General features: G+C 39.3%; 18 protein-coding genes. 7 read left to right on the top strand and 11 right to left on the bottom strand.

Annotation, left to right across the window (positions count from 1 at the left end; genetic code table 11):
* Positions 1 to 18: 18 nt before the first annotated feature.
* Positions 19 to 270: a hypothetical protein gene (locus FAR12_RS16970; RefSeq protein ID WP_126409998.1), complete on the top strand. Its 252-nt coding sequence runs from the start codon at positions 19 to 21 to the stop codon at positions 268 to 270.
* Positions 271 to 689: 419 nt separating this feature from the next.
* Here FAR12_RS16970 and FAR12_RS16965 read toward each other — a convergent pair whose 3' ends face one another.
* On the bottom strand, positions 690 to 878 hold the full coding sequence (locus FAR12_RS16965) for a hypothetical protein (protein WP_126409997.1): 189 nt from the start codon (positions 876 to 878) through the stop codon (positions 690 to 692).
* Between the two features lie 294 nt (positions 879 to 1,172).
* On the opposite strand from FAR12_RS16965, the gene FAR12_RS16960 reads away from it, so the two are divergent.
* Positions 1,173 to 2,354 (top strand): DHH family phosphoesterase, encoded by a 1,182-nt coding sequence (locus tag FAR12_RS16960; protein ID WP_126409996.1) that lies wholly within the window; start codon positions 1,173 to 1,175, stop codon positions 2,352 to 2,354.
* Positions 2,355 to 2,378: 24 nt separating this feature from the next.
* On the opposite strand, the gene FAR12_RS16955 is transcribed toward FAR12_RS16960, so the two are convergent.
* The 4 genes from FAR12_RS16955 to FAR12_RS16940 form a co-directional block, all read right to left on the bottom strand.
* A complete protein-coding gene (locus FAR12_RS16955; RefSeq protein WP_126409995.1) occupies positions 2,379 to 3,389 on the bottom strand; it encodes a FecCD family ABC transporter permease in 1,011 nt (336 codons plus the stop codon).
* The gene (locus tag FAR12_RS16950) at positions 3,386 to 4,396 is read right to left on the bottom strand and encodes a FecCD family ABC transporter permease (RefSeq protein ID WP_126409994.1); all 1,011 of its coding nucleotides are present in this window, start codon (positions 4,394 to 4,396) and stop codon (positions 3,386 to 3,388) included. Before FAR12_RS16950 ends, FAR12_RS16955 begins: the two co-directional genes overlap by 4 nt.
* A gap of 66 nt (positions 4,397 to 4,462) precedes the next feature.
* Entirely contained in the window at positions 4,463 to 5,380 is a 918-nt protein-coding gene (locus FAR12_RS16945; RefSeq protein ID WP_126409993.1) for an iron-hydroxamate ABC transporter substrate-binding protein, read from the bottom strand.
* A complete protein-coding gene (locus FAR12_RS16940) occupies positions 5,331 to 6,176 on the bottom strand; it encodes an ABC transporter ATP-binding protein (RefSeq protein ID WP_126409992.1) in 846 nt (281 codons plus the stop codon). Before FAR12_RS16940 ends, FAR12_RS16945 begins: the two co-directional genes overlap by 50 nt.
* Before the next feature lie 238 nt (positions 6,177 to 6,414).
* On the opposite strand from FAR12_RS16940, the gene FAR12_RS16935 reads away from it, so the two are divergent.
* The 3 genes from FAR12_RS16935 to FAR12_RS16925 all read left to right on the top strand — a co-directional run bounded on the left by FAR12_RS16935 (position 6,415) and on the right by FAR12_RS16925 (position 9,450).
* Complete coding sequence (locus tag FAR12_RS16935) at positions 6,415 to 7,467, top strand: NAD(P)/FAD-dependent oxidoreductase (RefSeq protein WP_126409991.1); 1,053 nt, start codon at positions 6,415 to 6,417, stop codon at positions 7,465 to 7,467.
* A 171-nt stretch (positions 7,468 to 7,638) separates the two neighbouring features.
* The gene (locus FAR12_RS16930) at positions 7,639 to 8,523 is read left to right on the top strand and encodes a YitT family protein (protein WP_126410069.1); all 885 of its coding nucleotides are present in this window, start codon (positions 7,639 to 7,641) and stop codon (positions 8,521 to 8,523) included.
* A gap of 84 nt (positions 8,524 to 8,607) precedes the next feature.
* Positions 8,608 to 9,450, top strand: coding sequence for an aldo/keto reductase (locus FAR12_RS16925; RefSeq protein ID WP_126409990.1), 843 nt, complete (start codon positions 8,608 to 8,610; stop codon positions 9,448 to 9,450).
* Between the two features lie 114 nt (positions 9,451 to 9,564).
* On the opposite strand, the gene FAR12_RS16920 is transcribed toward FAR12_RS16925, so the two are convergent.
* The 3 genes from FAR12_RS16920 to FAR12_RS16910 all read right to left on the bottom strand — a co-directional run bounded on the left by FAR12_RS16920 (position 9,565) and on the right by FAR12_RS16910 (position 13,150).
* Positions 9,565 to 10,233, bottom strand: a complete 669-nt coding sequence (locus FAR12_RS16920; protein ID WP_126410068.1) for an NAD(P)H-dependent oxidoreductase — start codon at positions 10,231 to 10,233, stop codon at positions 9,565 to 9,567.
* Between the two features lie 367 nt (positions 10,234 to 10,600).
* Complete coding sequence (locus tag FAR12_RS16915; RefSeq protein ID WP_126410067.1) at positions 10,601 to 11,992, bottom strand: RNA-guided endonuclease InsQ/TnpB family protein; 1,392 nt, start codon at positions 11,990 to 11,992, stop codon at positions 10,601 to 10,603.
* Between the two features lie 306 nt (positions 11,993 to 12,298).
* Positions 12,299 to 13,150: a TetR/AcrR family transcriptional regulator gene (locus FAR12_RS16910; RefSeq protein ID WP_126409989.1), complete on the bottom strand. Its 852-nt coding sequence runs from the start codon at positions 13,148 to 13,150 to the stop codon at positions 12,299 to 12,301.
* Positions 13,151 to 13,309: 159 nt separating this feature from the next.
* On the opposite strand from FAR12_RS16910, the gene FAR12_RS16905 reads away from it, so the two are divergent.
* A complete protein-coding gene (locus FAR12_RS16905) occupies positions 13,310 to 14,803 on the top strand; it encodes a DHA2 family efflux MFS transporter permease subunit (protein WP_126409988.1) in 1,494 nt (497 codons plus the stop codon).
* A gap of 43 nt (positions 14,804 to 14,846) precedes the next feature.
* Here FAR12_RS16905 and FAR12_RS16900 read toward each other — a convergent pair whose 3' ends face one another.
* The 3 genes from FAR12_RS16900 to FAR12_RS16890 all read right to left on the bottom strand — a co-directional run bounded on the left by FAR12_RS16900 (position 14,847) and on the right by FAR12_RS16890 (position 19,380).
* The gene (locus FAR12_RS16900) at positions 14,847 to 15,728 is read right to left on the bottom strand and encodes a peptidylprolyl isomerase (protein WP_126409987.1); all 882 of its coding nucleotides are present in this window, start codon (positions 15,726 to 15,728) and stop codon (positions 14,847 to 14,849) included.
* 144 nt (positions 15,729 to 15,872) lie between these two features.
* Positions 15,873 to 17,534 (bottom strand): glycoside hydrolase family 13 protein, encoded by a 1,662-nt coding sequence (locus FAR12_RS16895; protein ID WP_126409986.1) that lies wholly within the window; start codon positions 17,532 to 17,534, stop codon positions 15,873 to 15,875.
* Positions 17,535 to 17,778: 244 nt separating this feature from the next.
* Positions 17,779 to 19,380: a glycoside hydrolase family 13 protein gene (locus tag FAR12_RS16890; RefSeq protein ID WP_246010431.1), complete on the bottom strand. Its 1,602-nt coding sequence runs from the start codon at positions 19,378 to 19,380 to the stop codon at positions 17,779 to 17,781.
* A gap of 359 nt (positions 19,381 to 19,739) precedes the next feature.
* Here FAR12_RS16890 and FAR12_RS16885 point away from each other — a divergent pair, with 359 nt between their 5' ends.
* Entirely contained in the window at positions 19,740 to 21,443 is a 1,704-nt protein-coding gene (locus FAR12_RS16885; protein ID WP_126409984.1) for an IS200/IS605 family accessory protein TnpB-related protein, read from the top strand.
* Positions 21,444 to 21,452 lie beyond the last annotated feature (9 nt).

Here is a 21,452-nt window from a genome sequence, read left to right as displayed (position 1 = left end):
TGCAGTGGGTGTCGGTCTTTGAGGACGGATGTAGAGGGAAGAAAATTTCTCATTTGTGAATCCTGTGGTGTACACGAGGACCTTGAGTCTGCCATTTTACGTAGTGTAGAGGAATTTCGGGTCTTGTTCCCAAACAGGAAAATCACAACGAATGCCGTGCAGGACTGGTGTCGTGTGGTGGAGTCGCGAAGAACAATTAGAAGAGTTTTAGGGAATAACTTTAATCTAATGGGATACGGGAAGTATTCTTATTATAGTTTAAAAGAATAGATACTCATGATTACCTTTTTTGGGAGGTTCTCCTTATTATCGTCGTCATGAACTCTTCATGGTTGCCTTTTTCTGGATGAGTTTTCTTTTATCGTCACCATGAGCCTTTCATGGTTACCTTTTTCAGGGGAGACTCTCCTTTTTCGTCACCATGAGCTCTTCATGGTTACCTTTTTCAGGGGAGACTCTCCTTTTTCGTCGCCATGAGCTCTTTATGATTACGTTTTTCAATGGAGACTCTCCTTTTTCGTCACCATGGGCTCTTCATGGTTACCTTTTTTTTGGAGAGCTCTCCTTTATCGTCACTATAAACACTTCATAGTTACCGTCACGCCTGGTTTTTCCCGAATATGGTAATATAAAAACAAAAAACGCCCTAAATCCACCTTCGGATTCACGACGCTCAACTCATTTAAATCCTACATCCAACTCTCTGGTCTCAAGAACACTTCTGTGACGACTGCAATAAATACGATTGCCAGCACAACCGACAACCTTAAGATACCTTTTTTGGATAAACCCTTGTTTGCGCTTGTATCCTTTCTAGTAATAATCGCTGCAGCGATAAATCCTACAATAACAACCGCTAAAGAAAAATAGCCTTCCATGTATCTTTCCCTCCTCAAAATAAGACAACTACATACTGTGACAATAGTTAAAACCGAGCGCGCATGTGCGGAGCGAACCCAATAAAGCTAATAGAGCCATTACATCCTAACCTCTGTACTATCTCGTCACCAGCAGTCCTCACTCCAAAAATAACTATCTTTATTATAATCTCCCGCTCTCTAAAAAAGAGTGAACTCTATGTGAACATTGAAGCAGGCCGATTAAGTGAAAACCTAACCCGTATGCTATAATTTTCCTCATTAACATCCATACTAAAACTCGAGGTGAAATCGATGTATAAACTGTTGTCCCATAATGATTTGGATGGGGTCGGATGCGGGATTCTAGCGAAGCTTGCCTTCGGTAAAGAAGTAAACGTACGCTACAATTCCATCGCAGGACTAAATCGGGAAGTGGAAAACTTTTTAGAACAAGAAGAGCAAGAAACTTTCCTATTCATTACAGACCTATCTGTAAACGAGGAAAATGAAAAAAGAATTGAAGAATTCCATCGAGCTGGCGGTAAGGTTCAGTTGATTGATCACCATAAGACTTCGCTTGCTTATAACAATTATGACTGGGGGCATGTCGTTGTCGAGGCTCCCGATGGAAAACTCACTTCGGCTACATCCCTACTCTACGAATATTTAATCGCGCAAGGACTGCTTCATCAGTCCGTAGCCGTAGATGAATTTGTGGAACTCGTTCGCCAATATGATACGTGGGAGTGGGAGAAAAACAATAACCAGCACGCTCAAAGGCTGAATGCCCTCTTTTACTTAATATCGATTGAAGAGTTTGAGGAAAAAATGCTAGAGCGTCTCAAAACTGATGACCATTTCTATTTTGATGAATTCGAAAAAAGAATTCTCGATATGGAAGAGGAAAAAATTGAACGATACATACGCAGGAAAAGAAGAGAGCTCGTTCAAGCTCAAATTAAAGGTCATTTTGCTGGAGTCGTTTACGCCGAATCGTATCATTCTGAGCTTGGTAACGAATTAGGGAAGGAATATCCGCATCTTGACTATATTGCTATCCTCAATATGGGTGGAAAAAGAATCGGCTTTCGGACGATTCATGATCACGTAGATGTGTCTGAAGTGGCAGGTCAATTTGGCGGAGGGGGACACGCAAAAGCCTCTGGTTGCTCAATGACAGAGAAAGCTTACAAGCTCTTTGTGACAGATACCTTTCCTTTGGAAACACTTCATGAGGATGCTAAAAATAATCGCTACAATGTCAAAGACTCATCTTTCGGGACATTGTATCGAAACCACTCAGACGACCGTTTTCTCATTCGACCAAGTAACCAATCTGAATGGACCATTGATAAAAACAAACGCAAGCTCGACAAGACCTTTACTAGCTTTGCCGAAGCTGAGAAATTTTTAAAACGAACTGAAGCAGCCTGGCTTGTGAAAGATGACCAATTTGTTAACTACTTAATCGATGAAATCAAAAAATTAAAATGAGCGACCCGAATAGGTCGCTCTTACTTATACCTTTTTTAACAGTAAATACATAAAATAAGGTGCTCCAATTAACGCTACCATGATCCCCGCTGGAATCCCATCTGGTTCAAGAACATTGCGGCCAATCGTATCAGCCACTAAAAGCAACAAGCCCCCTAATAAAACCGCAACAGGAACAAAAAGCTGATTTCTCGGACCGACCAATGATTTTGCAATATGCGGAGCCATTAAACCAATAAACGCAATCGCACCCGTTACAGATACAGCAGCAGCCGCTAATGCAACAGCCGCAATTAGTAATGAGATCCGCTCACGCTCAATTCGGACACCAACTCCAATTGCAACTGGTTCGCTCATTCCTAAAAGATTCAAGCGATTTGCCTTATAAAGGGTAAAAGGAATCAAAATCACGAGCCAAGGGAGAATCGCCCAGATAAATGGCCAATCGGTTCCCCATATATTGCCGTTCAGCCATTTCGCAATAAAATCAACTTTAAATGGATCAACCGATGAAAAGATGATAATCATAACACCTGCAAGAGCCATTGAAAATCCTACCCCGATCAACACCAATCGGACAGGCTGAAGACCATTTTTACGACTATAAGAAAAGGCATAAATCGCAGCCATTGTTAATAAAGCACTGACAAATGCGATTAGTGGCAGAACATAGACAAACGTGTTCGCATCAATCGGGAAAAACAAGTAAAATATCGCGACACCGACTCCAGCCCCTGAGTTGATTCCGATGATGCCAGGGTCTGCTAAATCGTTACGAGTAATTCCTTGTAAAATGGCGCCCGATAATGCAAGAGCCATTCCCCCTAATAAAGTCACAACAACTCTCGGTAAGCGAATCGAAAACAAGACAAATTCTTCTTTAAAAGATCCTAGGCCAAGGACTGTTGGAATTAGTCGATCATAGGAAAGAGCAGCATCTCCTAATCCAATGCCAATAACGATTGTTGCCACAGTTAACAGCGCTAACACCAACACGATAATCCGTTGTTTTTTTACTAGACTTGGATGAATCATGAGAATGCTCGACCTCCTTTTCGCACAATGAAAAGGAAGAATGGCAAGCCAAGAATAGACACAATCGCTGCCACAGGCGTTTCATATGGTGCGCTGATGGTCCGACCAAGTGTATCCGCTAAGAGCATAAAGCTTCCACCCATAATGACAGACATCGGGATAATGAAACGATAATCCGTTCCTACCACAGCTCGAACAATGTGCGGAACCATTAAACCGATGAAGGCCATGTTTCCAACAAGGGCAACAGCGGCTCCAGCTAAAATGACTATGACGATAAACAGAATCGCTTTAATTTGTGTCGTCTTTTGTCCTAACCCAACAGCTACCTCTTCACTTAGACTCAAAATCGTTAGTTGTTTCGATAAAGTTATGGAAATTAATACCCCAACAATAATGAATGGAATAATGACTTGAAGTTGTCCCCATGTTGTCCCAACTAGCCCACCTGCAGTCCACATCGAAACATCCTTCGAAATTTTAAAATAAAGGCCAATACCTTCAGCAATCGCTGTTAAAAAAGCAGAAACTGCGGCTCCAGCTAATACAATCCGAAATGGTGAGAAGCCCCCTTTTTTCATCGAACCAAGGCCAAGAACCATGAGTGTACCAGCGCCAGATCCAATAAAACAGGCAATCATAATCCAAAAATAGTTCGCTTTAGGAATGAATGCCATCGTAATCGCTAAAGCCACATTGGCCCCAGCTGATAATCCTAGTAATCCTGGGTCAGCTAATGGATTTCGCGTTAGCCCTTGCATAATCGCACCGGCAACTGCCAAAGAGGCTCCTACAAAAATCGCAGCTACTTCACGTGGAAAACGTATTTCACGTAAAATAGAAAGCTTCTCTCCTGATTGATTGGTTGTCAGGGCGAGCCAGACATCCTTCACCGTCGTGTCGGCTGCTCCAAACACAACAGACACAAGGAAAATCCCAATGAAAATGAGGAGCCCTATTAACATCTTATAGGTAAATTGCATGGAAGATTGTTTTTCTTTCGTCATGGTTATTTTTCTCCTTAAACATGGGAAAAGGAATTCTCATTTCTAAGAATCCCTCAAATTTTTTTCTTACTTACTATTCTTAAAACTATCAATAAAGAAATCTAGCTGAAAGTCTAATGTAATCGGGTCGTTAAAATAGAACTCTGATGCATCAGCTTCAAACACACGGTTATTTTTCACTGCCGGAATGTTTTTATAGCTTTCGGTTTCCTTGAAGGAATTATCGGCACCATCCGAGCTTAAAATCATATAGTCACCCGCATATTCTGGGATTACCTCCGCCGATAGTGCGTAGTAGCCTTCTTTCAGTGCCATTTCCTTAACCTTTTCAGGCATCTTCAGCTTCATTTCTTGATATAGAATTTCAGTTCCACGGCCCCAGTTGTCGCCAAACACATAAAGCTCTTTTGCATAGTTTTCCATAACTGACACCGTAGCGTCTTCACCAATTTTCGCTCTTACTTCTTCTCCTGCTTTTCCGGCACGCGCTTTAAAATCATCTACCCAGGCACGAGCTTCGTCTTCTTTATTTAATAGTTTCCCAATTTCAATGTGTTGTGTTAAGTAATCTACTTTTCCATACGTATACGTAACCGTTGGAGCAATTTCAGCCAACTTATCTAAGTTTTTGCTTGTAGGCAAGGCAAGAATTAAATCAGGTTCAAGCTCAATGATTTTTTCTAAGCTTTCATCTGATACTTCTACTGCATCCTTTATATAAGGCTCATAACGCTTATTTGCTTTTGACCATGAATCAACACCAACAATATTTACATCAAGCGCCATTACAAATCCAGCATTTGCTAAAGCAACCACTCTTTTTGGATTAGCCGGAACTTCAATTGGGCCATTTTCCGATTCATATGTAATCGTAGTAGGAGCCTTGTCTTCCTCTTTAGCAGGCTCTTTCGCCCCATTTGATTCGCCACACGCACTAATTACGAGTGCCACTAGCAGCATAAAGGGTATTAACAGCTTCTTCATCTTTTTCTTCTCCTCTTAATAAGTTGTAAGTGACACACATTGGTTTGTTTGTGCGTGGATCTCTTCCAATTTCAGCATCTATATGAAAAACTTTTTTCAATACTTCATGGTTAATCACTTCTTCGCAGTTTCCTGCTTTTACAACTTCCCCGTCCTTCAAGGCAATCAGATAATCAGCAAATCGAGCTGCTTGATTTAGATCATGAAGAACCATGACGATTGTACGTCCCTGTTCCCTGTTAAGCTTTTGTAGCAATTCTAATACTTCTAATTGATGAGCCATATCAAGATAAGTGGTTGGTTCATCTAGAAAAATAATATCGGTTTCCTGAGCAAGGGCCATTGCAATCCAGACACGCTGTCTTTGCCCACCTGATAAAGCATCAACAGGACGATATTTGAAATCGATTGTTCCAGTCACCTCAAGGGCCCAGTCAATCGCCTCATAGTCCTTCTTTGATAACCGACCAAATCCTTTTTGATATGGGAAACGTCCGTAGGATACGAGTTCTCCCACTGTTAAACCGGCTGCACTTTCCGGTGTTTGCGGCAAGATCGCCATTTTCTTTGCCAGTTCTTTTGTATTTTCTTTTGCTATATTTTCTCCATCTAATAAGACGGCTCCAGATTGATGAGGAATGATTCGAGTAATGGCTTTCAAAAGGGTGGATTTTCCACAGCCGTTTGGTCCAATAATAGTCGTGATTTTATGATCTGGAATAGAAACACTTAGTTCCTTCACAATAAAACGCTCACCGTATCCGATACTCACATCATTTGTATATAGGCGAACCATCGTCCAACCTCCGTTTTATAAAATCGTAATTGATAATGATTTTCAATGTCATGTGGTAAATATAATTCGAATCCGCTTTCTTGTCAATATATACCGTTATAAAATTCTCACTAATACTCATATTTTTTTAGTATTGTTCAATTTATGTTCAAAAAATGCCTTCATTTTTATATTGCAGTGAATACCATTTCCGTTTATAGTTAAATGAGAATGATAATCAATATCTGAGGTGAACGGCATGGATAAACAAGAATTGTTTGATGTAACCATTGTTGGAGGCGGACCAGCTGGTCTTTATTCCGCATTTTATAGCGGTCTTCGTGAAATGAAAACAAAGATCATTGAATTTCAGCCACAGCTTGGTGGGAAGCTTCATGTTTATCCTGAAAAAATGATTTGGGATGTTGGCGGAATGACACCTGCTCCTTGTGCTCAGTTAATTGAGAATCTTGTCAAGCAAGGTCTTACGTTTAATCCAACTGTTGTTCTCAATGAAAAAGTAGAGTCCGTTACACGTAATGAAGAAGGAATCTTTGTTATCCAAGGTTCTTCCGGTCAAACACATTACTCTAAAACAATCATTATGGCAGTAGGTAGCGGCATTCTAAACCCGCAAAAGATAAATATTTCTGGAGCAGAGCGTTTTGAAGTCTCTAACCTACATTACACGGTCAAAGCGTTGCAGCAATTCAAAGATAAAACGATTATGATCTCAGGTGGCGGAAATACAGCAATCGATTGGGCTAATGAATTAGAGCCAATCGCAAAAAAGATCTATTTAACTTATCGCAAAGATAATTTATCTGCCCATGAAGCACAAGTAACACAATTATTAAATAGTTCCGTGACTTGTCACTTTAATTCAGGCATTACTCAGCTTATTGCCGGTGAAAATCACGAAGAAATAGAGCAGGTTGAACTTACGAACCACGAAACCGGAGAAGTCTCTTACATATCCGTTGATGATGTCATTATCAACCATGGCTATGAGCACGACGCTTCCTTATTAAAAAACAGCGATTTAAATATTGATATGGTCGATGATTATTACATTGCTGGAACACCAACTGGTGATTCATCGATTCCAGGACTTTACGCTGCCGGTGACATTGCTTCTTATGAAGGGAAAGTTCATTTAATCGCAGGGGCATTTCAGGATGCGGTCAACGCCGTGAACAAAGCTAAGCAATTTATTCAACCAGATGCTACAAAAAGCGCGATGGTTTCTTCTCACAATGACTTATTCAAGAAGAAAAATCGCGAACTTGTTAAGCAAATGGTCGGTCGTTAAATACGAATAATAAAAAGCATTAATCAGATTTTGAGCTGATTAATGCTTTTTTTACTTGGGACAGCTTTTTTCCGAAACGGAAGCGTGCGATCGAGAAAACACTTATGTACTAATGGTATAATAGAAAATATTAACACATATAGGGGGAATGTCATCTTGAATGATGTAACAATGCAACAACATCTCGATAATCAATTTGCTCATCGACGACTAACAAAAGCACAGGTTGCCAAAAGAACATTTTTTATCATCCTTGGTGCCGTCTTAATGGCCGTTGGGATTGAAATTTTCTTGGTGCCCAATACCATTATGGATGGTGGCATCGTAGGGATATCCATTATCCTCTCTCATTTAACAGGCGTTAAGCTTGGGCTATTCTTATTCTTCTTAAACGTTCCGTTTTTCTACATAGGCTACAAACAAATAGGGAAAACTTTTGCCCTATCCACGATTCTAGGAATTACCGTCATGTCCATTACCACTGCATACCTACATCACGTCCCAGCTTTCACAGAAGATATGCTACTCGCCACTGTATTTGGTGGAATCATTTTAGGAGCGGGAGTCGGTTTAGTCATCCGCTATGGCGGAAGCTTAGATGGAACTGAGATTCTTGCTATCCTTCTTAACAAAAAAATGCCATTCTCTGTTGGCGAATTCATTATGTTCGTTAATATTTTTATTTTTGCTTGGGGCGGTTTTGTGTTTGGATGGGATCGGGCAATGTATTCAGTCCTAGCTTATGCGATTACCTTTAAAACAATCGACATCGTCATTGAAGGACTCGATCAATCGAAATCTGCGTGGATTATTAGTGATCAATATACCGAAATTGGCGACGCTATCCTTGCCCGTCTTGGTCGTGGTGTAACTTATCTTACCGGAGAAGGTGCATACACTGGCGATGATAAAAAGGTCATCTTTTGTGTCATTACAAGACTTGAAGAGGCAAAATTAAAACTGATCGTTGAAGCAGTTGATCCTTCGGCCTTTTTAGCAGTGGCAGATATCGCTGAGGTACGCGGGGGCAGATTTAAGAAAAAAGATATCCATTAGAATTTTCAGTCAAAATTTTAGCGTTTTTTTATAATCCTGTGCATAATAGAATTTGTACGATAAAAACACATAGGAGGACACACCATGCCAACAAGTTTACAGGATACTACTACACTACATAACGGAGTCAAAATGCCATGGTTTGGCCTTGGCGTATTTAAGGTAAAAGAAGGATCCGAGGTAGTCGAGTCTGTTAAGGCAGCAATCAAGAACGGCTATAAGAGCATCGATACAGCGGCTATTTATCAAAATGAAGAAGGCGTTGGACAAGGCATTCGTGAATCCGGCGTAGCGAGAGAAGAATTGTTTGTAACCTCTAAAGTTTGGAATGCGGATCAAGGTTATGAATCCACTCTTCAAGCTTTTGAAACCAGCCTTCAAAAATTGGGCTTAGACTATTTGGATCTCTACTTAATCCATTGGCCTGGACAAGATAAAGAGCGTTTCAAGGCAACTTGGAAAGCACTTGAAAAGCTATATAAAGATGGACGCGTTCGTGCAATTGGCGTAAGTAATTTTCATGTCCACCATTTAGAAGAGTTGCTTGAAGATGCAGAGATTAAACCGATGGTAAACCAGGTTGAATATCATCCTCATTTAGCTCAAAAAGAGTTGAAAAGCTTCTGCCAAAATCATGGCATTCAGCTTGAAGCATGGTCACCACTAAAACAGGGTCAATTATTAGATGACCCAACCATCAATGAAATCGCACAAAAGTATGGAAAATCAGCTGCTCAAGTGATTTTACGATGGGATTTACAAAACGAAGTCGTAACCATCCCAAAATCCATTAAAGAGCACCGCATCATTGAAAATGCAGACATCTTTGATTTTGAACTCTCACACGAGGATATGGAAAAAATCGACGGTCTAAATAAAGATGAACGCGTTGGATCAGACCCTGAAGTAATGAATGCTGGGTTTTAAGACCAAAAGCGTAAGCGCCTTGAACAACCGCTGGAGCTAGACGTAGATTGGCTAAATTCAAAAAGCTGTGTGAAAGGTTAACTTAACCTTCTGCACAGCTTTTTTTACCTTAGCTCACTCCACCCATTGTACGATGTCTTCCATTTTCTTTCGCGTTTTTTGACGAGGCTCTCTGACACGATAGCCAAATGCAGCCATCACCGAAATAGCTAGATGACCCTCTTCTGTCAGTCCTTCTTCTTCTAAAATTGCTTGAACTTTTTTAAAATCGAAGCCTTCAATCGGACAGGAATCAATCCCAATTTGCGCGGCTGCCATCATCATATTGGATAGCGCGATGTATGTTTGTTTACTTGCCCAGTCGAACATCGTTCTTTCGCTTTCAAGTAGGTTCAGATCATCTTCCTGAAAGGCTTTATAACGCACGAGCATTTGTTCAAAAATCTCTTGTGGAAACTGCTTCACATTCAGCATTTGATTCTTAACATATTCACTGTCATACTTTGTATCCTTCGACGTTCTTGCAAGAATGAGTACAAAATGGCTAGCTGTTGGAAGCTGACCTTGAGATCCCCATGATACCGTTCGTAGCTTTTCTCTCAATTCCTTATTTTGCACAATCAAGAACTTCCATGGCTCATAACCGACAGAGCTTGGAGCAAGTCGAGCTGCCTCTAAAATAAACTGAAAATCCTCAACGGATATTTTTTTAGTTGGATCAAATTCTTTCGTTGCATGTCTGAACTGCAATGCTTCTAAAATCGATTGTTTTGTTTCTTCAATATTGCTCACTTTTTGACACTCCTTCTAGCTGATTCATACTCAGAAGTTTGGATTACTCATCTTAAAGTTATACCACGCTTTTTTCGTTCCTTCATCTAATTCGTCTCTCGAAGCTCGAAGCCTGTTTTTCGAACCACCATATCCGATTTCGTGGATTAGCCACCTCAATATAGGTTTGCCTTACCATCCATGAATACTCCCCCACCTAAAATGCTAACCATTTTTGAGGAAGGGGTTTCTGCTGTATCGATCGAATTCACTTCAAGTTTCTAAGTAATCCGAACGTTTAACAAGCATTGGACCTGTCACATTGGTGTATTCACACCCAGACCCTCTATCCCATCGGTCATGCCTTTGGGACTTCTTTTTATATGATCATTTTCTGTGGTTCCCATATTTGAACCGTTTCTACCTTGAATTCCTGCTTGTCTTTCAATTTTACAAGTACCTTTTTTAATATATTGGCTGCACCGTTCACGTCCGCATTAATCAGTAGACCACGTTCAGTGCGATATAAACCACGCTGAATCCGTTTCCCTGAAAATTGAATTTTATTACTACATTCGCCATATGTCGGTACATCATCATCTAGAAAACTCGCCTTAGAGGTGTAGGATTCTTCCGTGACAATGACATTAATTCCATTACGAACTGCTTTATATTCAATCATACTGATTAGTAAAGAATGAGGAATATGGACAAAAGATTGATTATTTCGTTTTCCGATGTGTATTTGTTGTTTCCACTCTTTATTTTGACCGATGATGATGGTGTTAATATTCTCATTTAAAGCAATCTGAACAATTCGATAGCTTGCTTTATGAAAAATATCCTTTATTTTGAATGATCTCGTTTGATGCAATTTCTCTAATCGTTTCGATGTAAATATTCCTTCACTAGGTTGTTTTCCGTGTCTTAATATCCCGAGATAGTGGGCCTTTCTTTTATTATAGTATTGATTGATCGATTTGATATTTTGGCCCTTGATTAATACAGGATTTCTACCTGTATTTGTCACGATGGTTGCCAAATTATCAATCCCAAGATCAATACTCATATATCTTCCGTTATCAACTAATATTTCCTGTTCCGATTGGACTTCCATGACTAACTCCACCATATATTCATGGTGTTTTGGAATCACTCGAACCTGTTTTAACTTTCCTTCTGAAAGAGCCAATTTCCCGATATTCAATCGTTCTTTCGTTTTAGGAAATTTTAGATGTTTGTTGTTTTTAATGACACAATCCTGATTGGTAAAGAGGATCTCTTTTTCTTCTGAACGACAATATTTTGGGATTTTAGGTCTTCCCTTATATTTTGTTGGATTTAGTTTGTAGTCTGCTAAACTAGCATAAAAGGATTTCCAATTTTGGAATACAACTTTCATCACTCCTTGGCTTGATTGGGTGGGGAGTGAACGGTAATCAGGTTGTCCAATACGTTTGAATAATGCGTCCAGAAAATTGTAGTCTACATACGGATTATCCTTTGTCGGTGTTACAAATTCGTTTAATTTCACTTCTTTTTGCTTTTCTTTTGGTTTCTTTTGTTGGATTTTTAGTTTTTTTTGATAGGCTACTATTTGAATGTCATTCATTGGTTGGAGGTTTTGTTGGAGCGTATCAACGACTTCTTGTTGTAGAGGTTGAAGTTCCTTTTCTTGGGTGAATGAAGTAAAGACTTGGCGGATGTAAAAGTTCGTGGTGTTGTATAAATTCTTAGCATTTTGGGTCATCTGTTGAAAATATGGATACATTTTATGCCCTTTTTTTACCCTAATCTGATGAGTACTGTAATTTTTACTCTCACTAATCCCCTCGGTCACTTATAACACCTCCCTTAATACGATTATACCAAACACACGTTCTCTAAATCCATCCTTAATATGAAATTTATTAAAAAACGCCAATTCACCCCTTCCTTAATTTTTGGAACTTAAATTTGAAGAAGGGGTACTCTTGACAATTTTTGATAGATATCCTAAAAAACCTGCTAGCAGCTGCTATCATTTTGCTAGCAATTCACTAGCAGTTTGCTATCAAGTTGCTAGCGCCTGCTAGCACTACTTTCTCCTCTTTTCAATGAATTCCCACAACGTATACAACATCTCCCGATATGGTTCTATTTTTTCCTCGGATTGAGATAACGTCCTCCAGACACTTTCAATCAGTTGAAGGCGCGGAGCTTCATTCTGCAATTCCGCTAAAAGAAATTCGAGCAGCTCCATCTTCTCTTTCATCTTCGGGTTTTCGATGAGCTTTTCGATTTGTTTTTTCAATTGAGAAGATCGTTCATTCTCCCCTCTTTCCATTCGTTCAAATGGAAATAACACGGTACTCGATTGTTCTTGGTGTTGTATGATTAACTTTACTTGCTGTAAAGAATAGCGAATAATTTCTTCAAGCGAATGTTTTTTCTGAGAAGTAAGTTTGGTAACTTGGAAGGAGTGCTGAAGAATTCCTAGAAAGATGACAGCCTGATCAAAAGCAATCTCTCTTATGTCATCTCCATATAAATCCATCAGACGACCTGCCACCCATTGAACCTCGCCCAAATGTTGTTGGAACATAAATTCCCGTAACTCTGGGTCACTCATAAACGAAGTCGTTGAAAAAAGAGCCATCAAATTATGTTTTTTATCTGTTTTTAACCGAATGGTAACTTGCTCAATAAAGAGCTCTTCATCGTCTGCCCTTCTCCCAAGTGACATTTCCTTTCGTTGCTGTTCACTTTCTTCCTTGGCATACTCCAAAATCGCGATCAAGCACTCATTTTTCGAAATGAAGTAATTGTAAAAAGTACCCTTCGCAATTTTCACTTCATCTAAAATATCCTGAATGGAGGTATGGACAAAGCCTTTTTCAATAAAAAGACGATGGGCTCCCTCAATGATTTGCTTCTTCTTTTTATTCATAATTCCTCCAACTAGACCGTTAGTATAAAAATGGATTACAGATTTAAATTATTGTTAATAATCATAATTATAGACTAGTAGGAAAAAGATTGCATATTATAGACTTCAAGTATAATATGGAAAAGTGATTCTAATATAAAGAAAGTAGGAATGATATAGATGGTAGAAAAACAAGAACAAAAACCACCTTATGGCATGATTGCCATCCTTTTTATCGGTGCCTTTGTTGCCATTCTCAATGAAACATTATTGAATATTGCTCTTCCAACGATCATGGTAGAGTTTGATGTGGACGCAACTTCCGTACAATGGTTAACAAACGGATACATGCTCATCAACGGAATTCTAATTCCCGCAAGTGCCTTCTTTATTCAAAGATTTAAGAATAAGAGTCTTTTCTTAACAGCCATGGCCTTATTTACAGTTGGAACATTGTTGGCAAGTCTTGCACCAAACTTTAATGTTTTACTTCTTGCTCGCTTGATTCAAGCAGCTGGATCAGCCGTTATGATGCCATTATTAATGAATGTCATGCTTTCCGCATTTCCGATTGAAAAAAGAGGAGCTGCAATGGGGATATTTGGTCTCGTAATGGTCGTTGCCCCTGCAATAGGACCAACACTTTCAGGTTGGATCATAGAGCATTACAGCTGGAGAACACTTTTTAATATCGTTCTTCCATTTGCCGTTCTTACATTATTACTTGGTATTTTCAAATTAAAAAATCTTACACCACAGCGTGACATCAAATTAGATGTACTATCTCTAATATTATCTAGCTTAGCTTTCGGAGGATTACTCTATGGGTTTAGTTCAGCAGGAGACAAAGGCTGGGATAGTCCAGAGGTTTATGGCACGATTATTGTTGGTGTCATTAGTTTAGTGGCATTAATCTTACGCCAGTTGCGTATGGATGACCCGATGCTAGAGTTTCGCATTTTCAAATACCCAATGTTTGCTTTATCTTCTGCGATTTCGATCGTGATTTCAATCGCGATGTTTTCATCGATGATCTTAATTCCAATCTACATCCAAACGATTCGTGGAATTTCACCGTTTGAATCTGGATTGCTAATGCTACCGGGAGCGCTTGTAATGGGAATCATGTCTCCTATTACCGGAAAGCTGTTTGATAAATACGGCGCAAGAATCTTAGCTGTGATTGGACTGACAATTGTTGTTGCAACAACTTTCTATTTTACGCAACTAGATATGGAAACTTCTTATACAACGATTATGATCTTATTCGCTATCCGCTTCTTCGGAATGTCGATGACAATGATGCCTGTTATGACAAACGGATTAAATCAGTTACCGATGAAGGATAATCCTCATGGAACTGCATTGAATAATACGTTACAACAAGTATCTGGAGCAATCGGTTCTGCTCTTCTGATTACGATTATGAATAATCGTACGGAGTCGAAAGCGAAGGAATTAGCAGCTGATGCCATGGCTAAGATGGATCCGTCAGCCGTCCCTAATGAGCAAGCAGCAGCACAAATGCAGACTGAAATTATGAATCAAGCAATGTTAAACGGAATTAATTTCTCATTTCTAGTTTCAGCATTCATCGCTCTCTTAGCTTTAGTATTGGCCTTTTTCATCAAGCGTGCTCTACCTGCAAAGGAAGAAACGAGATCAGAAGCATAAAAAATAGGAGCACATCCAAATGGGTGTGCTCCTATTTTCATACTTAAGCATTTAATAGACTTTCAGCCTTATACTCTTCCATCTTTTCGCTTAACCATGTTGAATATTCTGTCTGAGCTTTCGTATCGAAAATAGCATCTTTCACTTCATCTTTTACATCTTCGTAGACAGCATCTTTTGCTTCCTTCTTGTCGACTACTTTAATAATGTGATAGCCATGTTCACTTTTTACCGGTTCACTAATCTCACCAATTTCCATAGAGAATGCAGCCTCTTCAAATTCAGCTACCATTTCCCCTTTACCGAAATAGCCAAGATCTCCACCTGATTCACTTGAAGAATCTGTTGAATACTCCTTCGCTAATTCAGCAAAATCTTCACCTGCATCAAGCTTTTCTTTGACTTCCTTAGCAGTTGCCTCATCTTCTACTAAAATGTGACTAGCTTGTACCTGCTCAGCTTGACCATATTGTGCCTTATTTTCTTCAAAATAAGTTTTCATTTCTTCGTCTGTAATTTCAATTCTATCTTCTAACAATTTGTTCGTCGCGACATTTCTCTTAATATCTTCTTTAACATCTGCCAATTTCACACCACTAGACTCAAGAACACTATTAAACGATTCTTCCCCACCGTAGTATTCCTGGTACTCGGCTAATTCAGCATCAATTTCTTTATCTGTTACCTTGATGTCGTTCTTTGCAATTTCCTTTTCCACGATCTTTTGAGCGAGTAAAGTGTTTACACCATCCGCGCCGTATTGGGTCACGAGTAATTCATGAAGCTCGTCCATCCCGATTTTTTCGCCATCAATACTTGCCGCATATCCTTCTTTATTATTTAAAGAAAAGACTAAAGCTCCTATTAAAATAATAATAACGAGCCCCATCGATCCTATAATCCAAAACAGTTTGTTTTTTGCCATATCCATTCCCCTTTATCTATGATCTAGGTTATTCATTTCTTAACTATACAAGGAAAATATGACAAAAGTATGTCGGTTCGAGATTTTTATAAAAAATGTTGTTTTTCTCCAAAAAAAACGCTTTGTCCGTAGACAAAGCGTTCGTTAAATTTTATAGATTCTCGCTTCATAAGGAGCCAGTTCTAACGTTTCCATATCACTATGGTCTGCCACTTCAAGATTTGCTAAAAGCAAGTTCTCGCTTCGGTAAGTAACACCCTTTACCTTGCCCACAACCACAGTCTCGTCCGTTAAATTGCTCAGAACCATAACTCTTTCCGAACCATACGTACGTGTATACGCATACAGAGACGGATCATTTTCTAACACCAAATCATAAGTTCCATATACAAGAGTCTCATGATTTTTTCGTAAACGAATCATCTCTTTATAATAGCTGAGGATTGAATTCGGATCCTTTTGCTGCTGCTCTACATTAATTTCTTTGTAGTTCGGATTGATTCCAAGCCATGGTGAACCTGTAGTAAAACCAGCATTTTCTTCAGTAGACCATTGCATCGGTGTCCGAGAATTATCACGACTCGTCGCCCAAATCACTTCCATGATCTCATCATGAGACTTTCCTTGAGCTAATAAATCAGCGTATAACCCTTTCGTCGAAACATCATTATAATCCTCAAGTGTTGGAAACTTCACATTTGTCATGCCGATTTCCTGTCCTTGGTAAATGAACGGTGTTCCTTGCATGAAAAAGTACATTGTCGCTAGAGCAGTCGCACTTTCGCGCCAATATGGACCATCATTTCCCCAAGTGGAAACACTACGTGCCTTATCATGATTCTCGATAAACAGCGCATTCCATCCGCCTTTTTCTAAAGCTTTTTGCCAACGGGTTAACACTTTTTTTAGTTCTAAAATGTCGAGTTGCTTTGTTTCAGAATCCCACAGGCCCAAATGCTCAAATTGAAAAATCATATTGAACTTGCCTTGGTTCTCGTCGACCCATTCGTGAATACCATCGGTTCCGACCCCATTTGCTTCAGCAACCGTCATAATATCATATTTCGCAAAGGTTTCGTTTTTCAATTCTTCTAAGAATGGAAGAATCCCAGGAACATTCATATACTTTTTCCAGGCTGGTTCAAATATAGCTCCCTTTTTCTTTTCCATATCTGTAAAAGTCGGATCTTTCTTAATATGACTAATCGCATCGACTCGGAATCCATCGACTCCTTTATCGAGCCACCAGTTCACCATTTGATAGAGGGCATCCCTTACCTCTTTGTTCTCCCAGTTGAGATCTGGTTGCTTTTTCGAAAAAATGTGTAGGTAGTATTGGCCGGTTTTTTCATCTAGCTGCCAAGCAGAGCCTCCGAAAATACTTCCCCAATTATTTGGTTCTTGACCGTTTTTCCCATCTCGCCAAATATACCAATCTCTTTTTTCACTTTCTTTATCAAAGCGTGACTCAATAAACCATTGATGCTCATCACTTGTATGGTTAATGACCAAATCAATGATCAGCTTCATCCCGCGATTGTGAACCTCTTGCAAAAGTTCATCAAAGTCTCCCATCGTTCCGAAGTCTTCCATAATATCTTGATAATCACTAATATCATAGCCATTATCATCATTTGGAGATTTGTACATCGGACAAATCCAAATGACATCAATGCCAAGCTCCTGAATATAATCTAATTTAGAAATAAGCCCTCTTAAATCCCCAATTCCATCTCCATTTGAATCCTGAAAACTGCGAGGATAGACCTGATAAGCTACAGTCTCTTTCCACCAAATTTTCTGCATGTTGTCCCTCTTTTTCTATCTGGTGCCATTCTCCAGATGTTTTAATTCTTCTGCATATAAATAAGACGCCTTGGCACAAAAGGATGCGTACGTCCTTTGCTTTCCTAAGTGTTCCCTTTATTAAAGATTAACTCTCGGGAAACGTTTGCATAAACATGAAAAAAGAATGCAAAGCACCTTAGGAAAGCGTTTGCACAACTTTAATGTTATCCTAGCATAGCTGTTCTAAAATGAAAAGCAATATTTATAATCGGATGACGAACGCCTCGTAAGGACGTAATTCTATAGTTTCTCCATCTAATTGTGGATCGTCATAGTTTGAAATCATTACCTTTTGTCCTGCACTTGCCTGCCAATCCAATGCTTGAATATCTTTTGAGAAGTTAGCCACAACTAGCCATTCCTCTTGGCCCATTTTGCGCTTATACACAAAAAGCTGTGGATGGTCTGGATATAATAATTCAAAGCTACCATGAATGATTACATCATGTTCTTTTCTTAATTGAATCAGCTTTTGATACGTGTAAAAAATCGAATTTGGATTGTCTAGAGCATCATCTACATTAATGATAGAAGTATTCGGATTCATCTTAATCCACGGTGTTCCAGTCGTGAATCCGCCGTCTTGTGTCCATTGCATCGGTGTTCGTGCATTATCACGACCCTTTGCATAAATTCCTGCCATGATCTGCTCATGGGCAATGCCTTGCTCGCGCTTCTCTTTGTACATATTAAGGGTTTCAATATCTTGGTAGTCTTCGATATTGGCAAACTTTACGTTTGTCATCCCGATTTCTTCCCCTTGATATATATATGGCGTTCCCTGAAGCATATGAAGACAAATCGCTAACATTTTCGCTGATAATTCTCGGTAGTCTCCGTCATTTCCAAATCGAGAAACCACACGTGGCTGGTCATGGTTGTTCCAATACAAGCTATTCCATCCTGTTTCATGTAAGGAGAGCTGCCATTTTTCTAGATTTTCCTTAAGGGCCACTAAATCAAATGGCTGAACATCCCATTTCTCAAAAGGTCCGCTATCTAAATCCATATGCTCAAACGTGAAGACCATATTCAACTCTTGGTTTTCCGGGTTCGTATACACTTTCGCATCCTCCGGTGACGCCCCTGGAGTTTCCCCTACTGTTAAAACATCATAGTTGCTCAAAACCTTCTCATTCATTTCTTTTAAAAACGAATGAATCTTTGGCCCATTAATGAAGTACGGACTACCATTGCCATACAATTGCCCTGGATGCTTTTCCCCATCTGGAAGGCGCGTATCCTTCGAGATAAAATTGATGACATCCATACGAAATCCGCCGATCCCTTTATCCAACCAAAAAGTCATCATATCAAAAATGTCTTTTCGAAGAGGCTCGTGCTCCCAGTTCAAGTCGGGTTGTTTCTTCGAAAATAAATGTAAATAATATGAATCTGTCTGTTCATCTTTTTCCCAAGCAGAGCCTGAAAAAACGGAACCCCAGTTATTTGGAGGATTTCCGTCTACACCATCTCTCCAAATATAATAATCACGGTATTTCGATTCCTTCGATGAACGCGACTCAACAAACCACGCATGCTCATCTGATGTGTGATTGACGACAAGGTCCATCACAATGCGAATGTCTCTTTTGTTTGCTTCATCTATTAGCTTATCAAAATCATCCATTGTCCCAAACTCTTGCATAATCGCTTGATAATCGCGAATGTCATAGCCATTGTCGTCGTTCGGAGAATCATAGACTGGACTTAGCCATACTACATCTACTCCCAGCGTTTTCAAATAATCAAGCTTTGAAATAATCCCCTGTAGGTCACCAATTCCGTCCCCGTTCGAATCCATGAAACTTCTCGGATATATTTGGTACACCACACTACGTTTCCACCAAGGCTCTTTTGTCTTTTCCAAAGCCAAGCACCTCCTCTTCCTCCTTATTCTAATTTTTCTTCATCATTTACGCAAGCGTTTGCACTAAATAAAATGAACTCTTTTCTAATGCAAAAAGCGCCCCCATTACGTTTGGGAACGCCTCAACAATTTTATCAACACTAGCGAGAAGACTCCTTCCTCAACAACGTAGGGAGAAGATGAATCGCTCTTTGTGTCTAATTTCGGAATTAAATGAAATCTAAAGGACAACGTTTTGAGAATTTGATAAAATAAAATTAAGAACGGATGTTCCTTTGGGGGGTGGTTGAGAAATGAGGAAAACCTATTTTTCTACTCGTGTATACAAAAATGAGCTACCAGAAAAATATAACGACTCTATTTCTCATACCCTTCTTTTGTTCAGTCGTTCTAAACACTTCGCATTTCAAACACAAGTATTAGAAAAACGTTCGAATGAATCGAGAAGAGAAAAATCGCTGCATCTTACCGTAAAAGAACGTTTTCAATTGAATGATCATTATGCAGGTAGTGCTGTTCAAGAAGCAAACGCCCTAATCAAATCCCAAAATGAGCTTAAAAAAATGTATATCCAAAATAAAGAGGTTCAATTGGATTCAGTGAAAAAGAAAATCAAATCAACCAAACGGCATTTAACGACTCTTTTAAAAATAAAACAATCTTTTGTAAACGGAAATCCAAAATTTATTCAAACCTCCAGAGGACAACAATTTGGCCATTTTTTTGTGGTGAAATTTAAATTTAGATCTGACATATACTATCATGCTTACCAATTTGAACATGACTATTTAGATGTTCAAATCGTTCATTTCAAAAATAGATTAGGTCGATTGAAATTCAGATTAGATAGGTTGCAAAAGGAGCTAGAAAGCTTAAAACATAACACTAAAAGTGTAGTCTTTGGCACGAAAAAATTATTCAAGGCTCAACACACAAAGGAAAACTATCAAAATGACCACCAAGAATGGCGAAAAGATTGGGAACAAGCTCGCTATCATCAAATGACCATTAGTGGACGAAAAGATGCCAAGGTCGGCAATTTTGTGTTTTGTTATATTCCAAAGACGAGAGAACTTCATTTCACTACCCCGGATGGGACTAAGATAAAGATTGAAAACCTTGTATTTCCATATGGTCAAGAGCAGGTTGACCACGCAATTGAAACACAGATGAGCTGCAAAAACAAAAAGAAATACGGCAAACCCATTGCATGGTCTGTCGAAGACCATGGGGACTACTATATTTTTAAGTGTATAGTGGATGTTCCAGAAAACCCTCATAAAAATTTTAGTCGGGCAGACGGCTTATTAGGTTTGGATTTAAATGTAGACCATGTCGCATGGTCCAATATCAACACAAAAGGTCAACTGATAAAATCAGGTGTGTTTTCTTTCGATTTAGATGGAAAAACATCTGATCAAATTACGAAAATCATTGAAAACAAGGCAGTGGTCATTGTTGATTTAGCAATGAAGTTAAATAAACCTATTGCTTTGGAAAAATTAAATACCACCCAATCCAAAGTTTCTCATCCATACGGCAATAGAAAAGCCAATAAAGCGATGAGTCAATTTGCATATAATAAGATGATTTCTGCCATTAAAAACCGCGCAGAGAAAATGGGTGTAGCCGTGTTTGATGTGAATCCAGCCTACACATCCCAAATTGGCAAAATCAAATATATGAAGCGTTTGGGTATCTCGATTCATCAAGCTGCTTCTTATGTGATTGCACGACGTGCAATGGGTTTCAAAGAAACACTTCCACCAGTGTTGCATTCCCTGTTACCAGAGAAGATAGCAGGTCTACATCACTGGGCGCAGTGGAAGTGGGTTTCGTCATGCCTGTCTGATGTTCGTAAACACGCGTTCTATCGGATAGAACTTTTTGCCTGCGACAAGATTGACTCAATGAATCAACTCTTTCCTCAAGGGGCTCTATCAGACTTGGAGGTAAAAGGTTTGTCAAAGGTGAAAAGTAGAAAAACCATTGCTTAGTTGAACGGG

The sequence above is a fragment of the Bacillus yapensis genome (assembly GCF_005280205.1).
Lineage (GTDB): Bacteria > Bacillota > Bacilli > Bacillales > Cytobacillaceae > Robertmurraya > Robertmurraya yapensis.
Note: the sequence above shows the minus strand (reverse complement) of the source record. Positions and strands in the feature narration are given on the sequence as shown.